This window comes from Micromonospora sp. NPDC050495 (assembly GCF_040655175.1).
Classification (GTDB): domain Bacteria; phylum Actinomycetota; class Actinomycetes; order Mycobacteriales; family Micromonosporaceae; genus Micromonospora.
Window position 1 is genome coordinate 146,659 of record NZ_JBFAJK010000007.1, and the last position, 9,968, is coordinate 156,626.

The following is a 9,968-nucleotide window of genomic DNA, read 5'->3' on the forward strand; positions in this document are numbered from 1 at the left end:
TTCCCTACTCGCGTACCCTGTCGAGGTGACCTGGATGCGGAAACGTGACCACAACGTGCTGACCAACGCCGCATCGCTACTCATCTGTGGCCTGTTGGCCGGCGTGGTGGTCGCGGCGGCGGCCTTCCCCGCGGTGGCGATGTCCGGACTGGCCGCCAAGGCCGGCGCGGAGACCTTCGGCGCGCTGCCCAAGGAGCTGACGGTGGCCCGCGCGCCGCAGATCAGCTACCTGCTGGCCGCCGACCGCAAGACCCCGCTCGCCACCATGTACGACGAGAACCGGCGCGACGTGAAGCTCAAGGACATCTCGCCGATCATGCAGAAGGCCATCATCGCGGCCGAGGACCACGACTTCTACAAGCACAACGGCGTGGACCTCAACGGCGTCGCCCGGGCGTTCGTCAACAACCAGTCCGGGACCAACTCGCGGCAGGGCGCGTCGACGCTCACCATGCAGTACGTCCGGCTCGCCATCTCGTACTCGGCCACCCACCCGGCCGACGTGGTGGCCGCGACCGAGGACACCAGCGCCCGCAAGCTGCGCGAGATGCGCTACGCGCTCCAGATCGACAAGGAACTCTCCAAGGAGGAGATCCTGGAGCGCTACCTGAACATCGCCGCCTTCGGCAACGGCGCGTACGGCATCTACGCCGCCAGCCAGGTCTACTTCAACAAGCCGCCGAGCAAGCTCGACATCCAGGAGTCGGCGATGCTCGCCGGCCTGGTGAAGGCGCCGACCGCGTTCGACCCCACCACCCCGGCCGGCTACCCGGACGCGGTGGGCCGGCGCGACTACGTCATCGACAACATGGTGCAGATCGGCGCGATCACCAAGGAGCAGGCCGACCAGGCCAAGAAGATCAAGCTGAAGGTGGCCAAGAAGCGCACCCCGAACGGCTGCGTCGCCACCAACACCCAGAGCTGGGGCTTCTTCTGCGACTACTTCTACCGCTGGTGGAAGCAGCAGGAGACGTTCGGCTCGACCTCGTACGACCGCGAGCGGCGGCTCAAGAGCGGCGGCTACACCATCACCACCACCCTGGACGTCCAGGCGCAGAAGGCCGCCGACCGGGCCGTCCGCGACCACCTGAGCGTCAGCGCCACGGCGGCCCGGATGCTCGCGGTGGTCGAGCCGGGCAGCGGCCGGGTCCGGGCCATGGCGGTGAACCGCAACTTCAAGCTCGACAACCCGGACCACCCGCAGAACAAGCTCTCCAGCGACCCGAAGAAGGCCAGCAAGGGCATCCGCGGCAGCCGGCCCAACACGGTGAACCCGCTGATCTCCGGCGGCGGCGGCATCACCGGCTACCAGGCCGGCTCGACCTTCAAGATCTTCACGTTGGTGGCGGCGCTGGAGAAGGGCTACCCGCTCAGCTACACCATCAACGCGCAACCACAGTTCAAGTCCGAGTACGTCATCGACTCGGGGAACCCGGCCGCCTGCACGGGCACGCACTTCTACTGCCCGGTCAACGCCAACCCGTCGATGGCCGGCGTGCACAACATGTGGAGCGCGTTCGGCTTCTCGGTCAACACCTACTTCGTGGCCCTCCAGCAGCGGGTGGGCGCCGAGAACGTGGTGAAGGCGGCCCAGAAGCTGGGCATCACCTTCCGGGCGCCCAACGACGCCAAGTTCGCCGCGGACGCCCACGGGTGGGGCGCGTTCACCCTCGGCGTCTCGCAGACCACCCCCTTGGAACTGGCCAACGCGTACGCCACGCTGGCGGCGGACGGCAAGTACTGCGAGCCCATCCCGGTCCAGGAGATCCGCGGCCCGGACGGCGAGAAGCTGGACATCGCCAACCCGCACTGCGAGCAGCGGATCAGCACCGAGGTGGCCCGGGCCGCCGTGGACGCCGCCCGCTGCCCGGTGGGTGACAACTCCTCGACCAGCAGGTGCAAGTCCCGCACCGCGGGCAACGTACGCGGCGTCGTCGACGCGCCGGTGGCCGGCAAGTCCGGCACCACCGACGCGGACAAGACCTCCGCCCTGGTCGCGATGACCAAGCAGTACGCGGTGGCCGGCATCGAGGCCGACCCGGACTGGCCGCAGACCAAGCAGCGGATGAAGCACAACGAGGTGCCCTGGGGCATCAACCCGGCGGTGTACGAGACGCTCCGCGACGCCATGAAGGGCAAGGAGCGGATCCAGTTCACCCCGCCGAGCGGCAAGATCATAGAGGGTGACCAGCGCTCCATCCCCGGGGTGAAGTGCGAGTCGATCGAGACCGCCAAGTCCCGGCTGCGCGGCGCCGGCTTCGAGCCGGTGGTCTCCAGCAGCAAGACGCCGTCCGAGTGCCCGCCGGGTACCGCGGCCGGCACCAGCCCGGACGGGCGCACCATCAAGGGCGGCGTGGTGACCATCGAGGTCAGCGCCGGCGGCGGGGGCAAGCCGGACGGTGGCAACACGACCGGACCGGGGGCCCCACCACCGCCCAACGGCCCCGGCCGACCGCCGCGCCGCTGACCGTGGAACCGAAGCGGGCGGGCACCCCCTCGGGTGCCCGCCCGCTGTCGTCGTCCGGCCCGGTCAGAGGCCGAGCTGCCGGCGTACCTCGGCGGCGACCCGGCCGCCCTCGGCCCGGCCGGCCACCGCGGCCTGGGCCGCCTTCATGGCCGGGCCCATCTGCGCCTGGCCCGTGAAACCGCCCGCGGCGAGCGCCCCCGCGACCAGCTCGGTCAGCTCCGCCTCCGAGAGCTGCTTCGGCAGGTAACGCTCCAGCACCGCGCCCTCGGCGGTCTCCTTGCCGGCCTGCTCGCGGCGACCCGCGTCGGCGAAGGCGGCGGCCGCCTCACGCCGCTTCTTCGCCTCCTTGGTCAGCACCGCGAGCACCTCGTCATCGCTGAGCTCGCGCTTTTCCTTGCCGGCGACCTCGGCGTTGCCGACGGCCGCGAGGGCCATCCGCAGCGTGGAGGTGGTCAGCTCGTCGCGCGCCTTCAGCGCGGCGCGCATGTCGGTGGTGAGACGGTCCTTCAGCGTGCTCATGGACGGTCAAACTACCCTGAACGCCATGCGAAAGCGCACACTATTCCGGCTCGCCGCCGGGACCGTCGCCGCCGGAGCGGCCACCCTGGCGTACGCGTCGCTCATCGAGCGCAACATGTTCACCCTGCGCCGGTACGACGTACCGGTGCTCCCCACCGATGCCGAGCCGCTGCGCGTGCTGCACCTGTCGGACCTGCACATGATGCCCAACCAGCGGCGCAAGCAGGACTGGGTGGCCTCGCTGGCGGCGCTCGACCCGGACCTGGTCGTGGTCACCGGGGACAACATGGCCCACCCGGACGCCGTGCCCGGCGTGCTGCGGGCCTTGCAACCCCTGCTCGACCTGCCCGGGGCCTTCGTCTTCGGCTCCAACGACTACACCGGCCCGGTCTGGAAGAACCCGTTCACCTACTTTTTGCCCGACCGGGAGTACACCGAGGGCACCCCGCTGCCGTACGAGGAACTGCGCGACGTCTTCGTCGGCGCGGGCTGGGTCGACCTGAACAACGCCCGCACCACCGTCAAGGCGGGCGGCCGGGAGATCGAGCTGGTCGGCGTCGACGACCCGCACGTCGAGCGGGACGACTACGACGCGGTGGCCGGCCCGGTCAGTTCCGGCCCGGCGCTCGCGGTCGGCCTGGCCCACTCGCCGGAGCCGGCCCTGCTGGACCGGATGGCCGCGGACGGCTTCGGGCTGCTGCTCGCCGGCCACACCCACGGCGGTCAGGTCTGCGTGCCCGGCTACGGCGCCCTGGTGACCAACTGCGGGCTGCCCCGCTCGATGGCCCGCGGGCTGCACCGCTGGCCCGGGTCGGACGCCTGGCTGCACGTCTCCGCCGGCCTGGGCACCCATCCCACGGCCCCGGTGCGCTTCGCCTGCCCGCCGGAGGCGAGCGTGCTCACCCTGATCCCACGCTGACCGGCCGCCCGGCGGGGCGGGGGGTACCGAGTTTGACCACCGGAGCGGGTGGGCTACTATTTGTCGGCACGCCTCGGGGTGTGGCGCAGCTTGGTAGCGCGCTTCGTTCGGGACGAAGAGGTCGTCGGTTCGAATCCGGCCACCCCGACCAGGTAAGAGGGCACATCCGATCCTTGGATGTGCCCTCTAGTGCTTCCGCTTGAGCCCGCCGGATACGGACCGTGACGCCAACTGCCCCTCACGGCTGGCGTGCCGGGAATCCGCTCCTGACGATGTGCCCGCGGAAGGCTTGCAGGGCCGCAGCAGCGATGAGTTTCGCTACGGTCTCGCGTCTGTCTTCCTGTACACCCGATCTCGCAACGCTCGGGAAGAGCGTCATGACCGCTACGTACGGGAGGCAAGCGTGAAACTTCTTCTCACGTCCGCAGGTGTCACGAACCCGAGCATCCGCGATGCGCTGGTGGACCTGCTGGGCAAGCCGATCGCCGAATCCAATGCCCTCTGCATCCCTACGGCGACTTACCCCATGGGCGGGCCGCCCTCGGCCTGGCGCTTCATCACCGGTCAGACGCCGCTACCCATGTGCGGCCTGGGCTGGAAGTCGCTGGGCGTCCTCGAGCTGACCGCGCTGCCCAGCGTCGGCGAGGAGCGGTGGGTCCCCTGGGTCCGGGAGGCTGACGTCATCCTGGTGGCCGGCGGCGACGCGACGTACCTGTGCCACTGGATGCGGCAGTCCGGGCTGGCGGATCTCCTGCCGTCGCTGCGGGACACCGTCTGGGTGGGGTTGAGTGCGGGGAGCATGGTGCTGACCCCCCGGATCGGTGCGGACTTCGTCGAGTGGCAGTCCGCGCCCGACGACCGCACGCTGGGGGTCGTCGACTTCTCGATCTTCCCGCACCTGGGTCTCGAGCCGGACAACACCATGGCTGGCGCCGAGAGATGGGCGGCCGAGATCGCCGGTCCGGCGTACGCGATCGACGACCAGACGGCCATCAAGGTGACCGACGGCACCGTCGAGGTCGTTTCCGAGGGGCACTGGAGGCGGTTCCCGTCGTAGCCGCGGCCAGCAGCGATCGGCGTGGCGAAGCGCCGGCCGCCTGGCACCCGTCAACGATCCGCTTCGTGGAGGCGGCGGCGAGCCCGGCCGAGGCTGGGCATGGCGTGGACAGCCGACGATGAGGTCGCTGCGGATGCTCGCGGACGGCGTCGACGGCGCTTGCCGTGATCGCGTCTGATGGATGGGGGTCGGGGGTGCCGATCGACGTGCACGAGGAGCGGGTCTGGCGACTGGGTGTCGCCGTGCGGGTCTTCGCCGGCCTGCTGCTGGGCGTCATGGCCGTAGGGGTGATGGTGTTCGTCGCCTACCAGGCTCTTGCCCCCGACGGCGAGGTGGGTCTGGCGCTCGCCCTCGTGGTCCCGTACGGCTTGTTGGCGTTCCTGTTGTGGCGGCAGACATTTCATCCTCGACTGTCCGCCGGTCCCGAAGGATTGGTCCTGCGCGGCCCGTGGCGTACGGTCCGCGTTCCGTGGTCAGCGGTTGTGCGGTGCGACGCGGGCTACTACGGGATCGCCATCATCTGCGCTGACGGCGGTCGGGTGCTGGCTCCCGCCCCGCAGAAGTCGAACCTGAGCCGCTGGCTCGGGCGCCGGACCCGAGCGGACGACGTCGCTGACTACCTCGAACGGCGGGCCCGCCAGCACCGGCGGGAGGTCAAGGCGAGTGGCGTTGCCGGGTGAGTGAGGCCCTGGGCGACCACGGCGAGCGACCCGGCCGGACGAGCGGAGACGGCCATCTGCTCCGGTCAGTGCTGTTGCCACCGGAGGTGACAGCGGCGATCGGGGCCCTGACACGGAGGGGCCTCGATGCGTTCCGGCGGCCGACGGCACGCGCTGGTAGCGTGGCGCGTCTCACGCGAGAGGTGGTCGGCAGGTGCTCCGGATGGTGCTGGGTAGGTCGGTCGCGGTGCTGGCGGTCTGCCTGATGAGCGCGTGCGGCACGACGACCGCCCGGCCGGCGGGCGAGCCGGCGCCGGTGACCGGCTCGATCGCCCCGACGAAGCCGGCGGTACCGGCGAGCGGCGGAGCTGGCTACTCCGCGGCGTTGTCCGCCCGGTTGATAACCGCGGAAGCGCTGCCGCCCGGAGCCAGCGTGCAGATCGCGACGGCCATGGCGGCGGATGCGGGTGAGCAGCGTCCAGGCGCCGACGCGTCCTGTGTGGACCTGATCCCGCTGCTGTCGGCGTCCCGGCTGACCGGGACCCCGACGGCGATTGCCGCGGCGACCCTCGCCTTCGAGGTCGGGCCCGACGACCTCTGGGTGGGAAACGAGGTCCTCCGGACCTATGCCGACGACGGCGCCGTACGCGCGCTGGCCGACCTGCGTGCCCTCGTCGCCCGCTGCCCGACCGTCGTGGCGTCGTCCGGCGACCGGTACCGCTACGCGGTGGCGCCCGGGCCCCGGCTGGGCGAGGACAGCATCCACCTCAGCTGCAGCAGCGGTGAGCTGGAATGCGACAGCGTGCTGGTGCGGGCCGGAACCACCCTGCTGGTCATCCAGGAGCAGGGCAACGCACCCGGCGGCCACCGGCACCTCGCCCCGTTTGCCGAAGCGGCGCTCCGCCGCTACCAGACGACCGGGTCCTGACTGGCCGGCGAGCCCGCGTCGGCGGGGCACCGTACCCCGGTTAGGTATTTCACGATCGCCGAAGATCCGCCCGATCGCCTGGGCATGGGACGGATCTTCCTGGCAGAGTTGTTCGATGGCAGCGCCGAACCGATCCCGCCTGACCGGCTGGACCACCCTCGTACCCCTGATCGCCGTCGTGGTGCTCGCGGCGTCCTGGGGCCGCGACCTGGCCGGCCCGCTCATCGTGCTGGTCGCCGCGCTGCTGGCCGGTGCCGTGCTGGCGGCCGTGCACCACGCCGAGGTGGTGGCGCACAAAGTCGGTGAGCCGTTGGGCTCCCTGCTCCTCGCGGTGGCGGTCACGGTGATCGAGGTCGGCCTGATCGTGACGCTCATGATCAGCGGCGGGGACAAGACCCAGGCGCTGGCCCGGGACACCGTCTTCGCCGCCGTGATGATCACCTGTAACGGGATACTCGGCCTGTCCCTGCTGCTCGGGGCGCTGCGCGACCGGGTGGCGGTCTTCAATCCGGAGGGCACCGGCGGGGCGCTGGCCACCGTGGCCACCCTCGCCACGCTGAGCCTGGTGGTGCCGACGTTCACCACCAGCCGGCCCGGGCCGGAGTTCACCCCACCCCAGCTCGCCTTCGCGGCCGTCGCCTCGCTGGCGCTCTACGGGCTCTTCGTGCTGGTGCAGACCGGCCGGCACCGGGACTACTTTCTGCCGGTCACCCAGGAGGGCAGCATCCTCGCCGAGGACGCCGACGGCGACGGGCACGCGGATCCGCCCTCGACCCGGACCGCGGTGGCGAGCCTGGCGCTGCTCGTCGTGGCCCTGGTGGCGGTGGTCGGCGACGCGAAGATCATCTCCCCGGCGATCGAGGCCGGCGTCAGCGGGGCGAACCTGCCGCAGGCCGTCGTCGGGGTGGTCATCGCGCTGCTGGTGCTGCTGCCGGAGACCCTGGCCGCCGCCCGGGCGGCGCGCCGGCGGCGGGTCCAGATCAGCCTCAATCTGGCGCTGGGCTCCGCCATGGCGAGCATCGGCCTGACCATCCCGGCGATCGCCCTGGCCTCGATCTGGCTGGACGGCCCGCTGCTGCTGGGGCTCGGCGGCACGCAGCTGACCCTGCTCGCCCTGACCGCCGTGGCCGGGGTGCTGACCGTGGTGCCGGGCCGGGCCACCGTGCTCCAGGCCGGGGTGCACCTGTCGCTGCTCGCCGCGTTCATCTTCCTCGCCGCGAGCCCCTGACCACCGGCTCAGCCCGGCAGCTCGATGACCACCGGCTCAGCCGGGCAGCCCGCCGGGCTCGGCCGGGCGGTCCACCGGCCGCCGGCTCAGTCGTGCAGCTCGGTGCGGGCCACCTCGGCGAAGGCGGCCTCCAGGTAGCCGGCCAGGGGCCGGCCGGCGGCCGCCAGCAGGTCGGCGACGAGCAACGGCGCGTGCCGGGCGACCGCCGCCGGGTCGGGTGGTGCGTCGTCGTCGCCCGGGTCGTACACCCCGAGCGCGCCGGCCAGCAGGACCAGCAGCACGTGCGGGTCGACGTCCGGCCGCCAGGTCGCGGCCCCGCGCACGCAGCGCTCCAACACCTGGCGTACGTCGTCGCCGGTCAGGCCGTCCGGGTGGGTCTCCTCCAGCAGCAACCGGACCACCCCGCCCAGCACCAGGCCGGCCCGGTCGGCGGCGGTGAGCCGGAGCACCGCCGACTCGTACGCCTCGACGTCCCGGTCCCGCGCGGCGGCCACCGCCTCGGTGGCCGCCGCCGCGATCTCCCGGGCGGGTGCGGGCAGGTGTCGCCAGGTCGTGGTCACCGGCCCAGCATGGCAGACGGCGTGTGCTTGCTCACGTGGCGGCCGAGCCGGGCGCGTCCGGCGGGTAAACGGTTCGCGGGCCGTCGTACCCGCCCCGGAGAATCCAGCCATGCTGCGCCGCGCCCTGCCCGCCCGTCCCGAAGCCCGCCGGATCCTGATCGGCACCCTGCTGTCGGCCATCGGGCGCGGCCTGACCCTGCCGTTCCTGTTCATCTACCTGACCGACGTGCGTGGCCTGACCGACAACCGGGCCGGCCTGGTGATCGGCTGGTTCGGTGCGGTGACCCTCGCGCTGTCCCCGCTGGGCGGCACGCTGATCGACCGGTTCGGCGCGCGCCGGGTGGTGCTGCCCTGCCTGGCGGTGGAGGCGATCGGCACCGGTTCGCTCGCGCTGGTCGACTCGACCGCGATGGCGTTCGGCGTGATGACGCTGATCGCGGTGGGCAGTTCGGCGATCTGGTCCGGGCAGAACACCATCCTGGCGTCGCTCACCGGCGACGGGGAGCGGCAGCGGGTGTTCGGGTTGAACTTCGCCCTGCTGAACCTGGGCATCGGGGTCGGCGGGCTGATCGCTGGCGCGGTGGTCGACGTCGCCCGCCCGGTCACCTTCCAGGCGATCTACCTGCTGGACGCGCTGAGCTACCTGATGCCGGCCCTGATCCTGCTGACCCTGCCGCACGTCGGGCACCGGCTGGCCGAGGCACGGTCGGCGACGGCCACCCGGGCCGCCGGCGGCTACCTCACCGTGCTTCGGGACCGACCGTTCCGCCGCCTGGTGCTCTTCGGCCTGGTGCTGACCACCTGCGGGTACGCGCAGATCGAGGTCGGCTTCGCGGCGTACTCGGTGCGGGTGGTGGAGGTGTCGCCCCGGGTGGTGGCGTGGGCCCTGGCCGGCAACACCGCGATGATCGTGTTCGCCCAGCTGCTGGTGATCCGCCGGTTGGAGGCGCGCAGCCGGACGGGCGCGCTCGCCGCGGTGGGCGCGGTCTTCGCCACCGCCTGGCTGGTCCTCGGCGCGGCCGGCCTGATCGGCCCGGGCAACGCGCTGCTGGCCGCGCTCGGCGTGGTGGCCTGCTCGGCGATCTTCGGCTTCGGCGAGACGATGCTCTCGCCGGTGATGCCGGCGCTGACCAACGCGCTCGCCACCGACGAGCTGCGCGGCCGGTACAACGCGATGAGCTCGATGATCTTTGGAATCAGCGGGGTGATCGGCCCGGTCACCGCCGGCCCGCTGCTCGGCGCGGCGCACGGGCGGCTCTGGGTCGCGGTGGTGGTCGGCGGCTGCCTGGTCGCCTCGGTGCTGGCGCTGTCGCTGCGCCGGCTGCTCACCCCCGCTCAGGACGGCCGTCCCGCCCCGGCGGCGGACCGGGCGGCGGAGCTGGCACCCGCCGCCGGCTGACACCCGCCGGTCTACGGGCTGCCGGTTTACGGGCTGCCGGATGACGGCCGCCGGCTGGCGGCTGCCGGATGACGGCCGGCGGCTGACGGTCGCTGGGTGCGGCGGGCGCGGCGGGCGCGGAACGGGAACGGAACGGGAACGGGAACGGGAACGGGAACGGGAACGGGAACGGGAACGGGAACGGGAACGGGAACGGGAACGGGAACGGGAACGGGAACGGGAACGGGAACGC

10 protein-coding genes and 1 tRNA gene are annotated in these 9,968 nt (G+C 72.1%); 9 read left to right on the forward strand and 2 right to left on the reverse strand.

Translation table 11 applies throughout. The annotated features are described in order from the left end of the window. The first annotated feature begins 34 nt into the window (after positions 1-34). Positions 35-2,467, forward strand: a complete 2,433-nt coding sequence (locus AB0I11_RS11010; protein WP_357316995.1) for a transglycosylase domain-containing protein — start codon at positions 35-37, stop codon at positions 2,465-2,467. 63 nt (positions 2,468-2,530) lie between these two features. On the opposite strand, the gene AB0I11_RS11015 is transcribed toward AB0I11_RS11010, so the two are convergent. After that, the gene (locus tag AB0I11_RS11015; RefSeq protein WP_357316997.1) at positions 2,531-2,986 is read right to left on the reverse strand and encodes a GatB/YqeY domain-containing protein; all 456 of its coding nucleotides are present in this window, start codon (positions 2,984-2,986) and stop codon (positions 2,531-2,533) included. Positions 2,987-3,011: 25 nt separating this feature from the next. Between AB0I11_RS11015 and AB0I11_RS11020 the strand changes: the two genes are divergently transcribed. The 6 genes from AB0I11_RS11020 (at position 3,012) to AB0I11_RS11045 (ending at position 7,777) form a co-directional block, all read left to right on the forward strand. Beyond that, on the forward strand, positions 3,012-3,905 hold the full coding sequence (locus tag AB0I11_RS11020; RefSeq protein ID WP_357317000.1) for a metallophosphoesterase: 894 nt from the start codon (positions 3,012-3,014) through the stop codon (positions 3,903-3,905). A gap of 74 nt (positions 3,906-3,979) precedes the next feature. Beyond that, positions 3,980-4,056, forward strand: a tRNA-Pro gene (locus AB0I11_RS11025). Positions 4,057-4,308: 252 nt separating this feature from the next. After that, positions 4,309-4,962 carry a Type 1 glutamine amidotransferase-like domain-containing protein gene (locus AB0I11_RS11030; protein ID WP_357317003.1) on the forward strand — a complete coding sequence of 218 codons (654 nt, stop codon included), beginning with the start codon at positions 4,309-4,311 and terminating at the stop codon, positions 4,960-4,962. Positions 4,963-5,156: 194 nt separating this feature from the next. Next, complete coding sequence (locus AB0I11_RS11035; RefSeq protein WP_357317006.1) at positions 5,157-5,642, forward strand: PH domain-containing protein; 486 nt, start codon at positions 5,157-5,159, stop codon at positions 5,640-5,642. 202 nt (positions 5,643-5,844) lie between these two features. Next, positions 5,845-6,549 carry a hypothetical protein gene (locus AB0I11_RS11040; RefSeq protein ID WP_357317009.1) on the forward strand — a complete coding sequence of 235 codons (705 nt, stop codon included), beginning with the start codon at positions 5,845-5,847 and terminating at the stop codon, positions 6,547-6,549. A 115-nt stretch (positions 6,550-6,664) separates the two neighbouring features. Further along, positions 6,665-7,777 carry an ionic transporter y4hA gene (locus AB0I11_RS11045; RefSeq protein ID WP_357317012.1) on the forward strand — a complete coding sequence of 371 codons (1,113 nt, stop codon included), beginning with the start codon at positions 6,665-6,667 and terminating at the stop codon, positions 7,775-7,777. Between the two features lie 86 nt (positions 7,778-7,863). Here AB0I11_RS11045 and AB0I11_RS11050 read toward each other — a convergent pair whose 3' ends face one another. Beyond that, positions 7,864-8,337 (reverse strand): hypothetical protein, encoded by a 474-nt coding sequence (locus AB0I11_RS11050; RefSeq protein WP_357317015.1) that lies wholly within the window; start codon positions 8,335-8,337, stop codon positions 7,864-7,866. A gap of 109 nt (positions 8,338-8,446) precedes the next feature. On the opposite strand from AB0I11_RS11050, the gene AB0I11_RS11055 reads away from it, so the two are divergent. Both AB0I11_RS11055 and AB0I11_RS11060 read left to right on the forward strand, forming a co-directional pair. Further along, positions 8,447-9,736, forward strand: a complete 1,290-nt coding sequence (locus AB0I11_RS11055; RefSeq protein WP_357317018.1) for an MFS transporter — start codon at positions 8,447-8,449, stop codon at positions 9,734-9,736. 40 nt (positions 9,737-9,776) lie between these two features. Continuing rightward, positions 9,777-9,968, forward strand: a 192-nt coding sequence (locus AB0I11_RS11060; RefSeq protein ID WP_357317021.1) for a hypothetical protein, incomplete at its 3' end; no start/stop codon positions are given.

Coding starts and splice junctions, on each gene's coding strand:
- AB0I11_RS11010 (WP_357316995.1), top strand. CDS start 35: ATGCGGAAACGTGACCACAACGTGCTGACCAACGCCGCATCGCTACTC.
- AB0I11_RS11015 (WP_357316997.1), bottom strand. CDS start 2,986: ATGAGCACGCTGAAGGACCGTCTCACCACCGACATGCGCGCCGCGCTG.
- AB0I11_RS11020 (WP_357317000.1), top strand. CDS start 3,012: ATGCGAAAGCGCACACTATTCCGGCTCGCCGCCGGGACCGTCGCCGCC.
- AB0I11_RS11040 (WP_357317009.1), top strand. CDS start 5,845: ATGGTGCTGGGTAGGTCGGTCGCGGTGCTGGCGGTCTGCCTGATGAGC.
- AB0I11_RS11045 (WP_357317012.1), top strand. CDS start 6,665: ATGGCAGCGCCGAACCGATCCCGCCTGACCGGCTGGACCACCCTCGTA.
- AB0I11_RS11055 (WP_357317018.1), top strand. CDS start 8,447: ATGCTGCGCCGCGCCCTGCCCGCCCGTCCCGAAGCCCGCCGGATCCTG.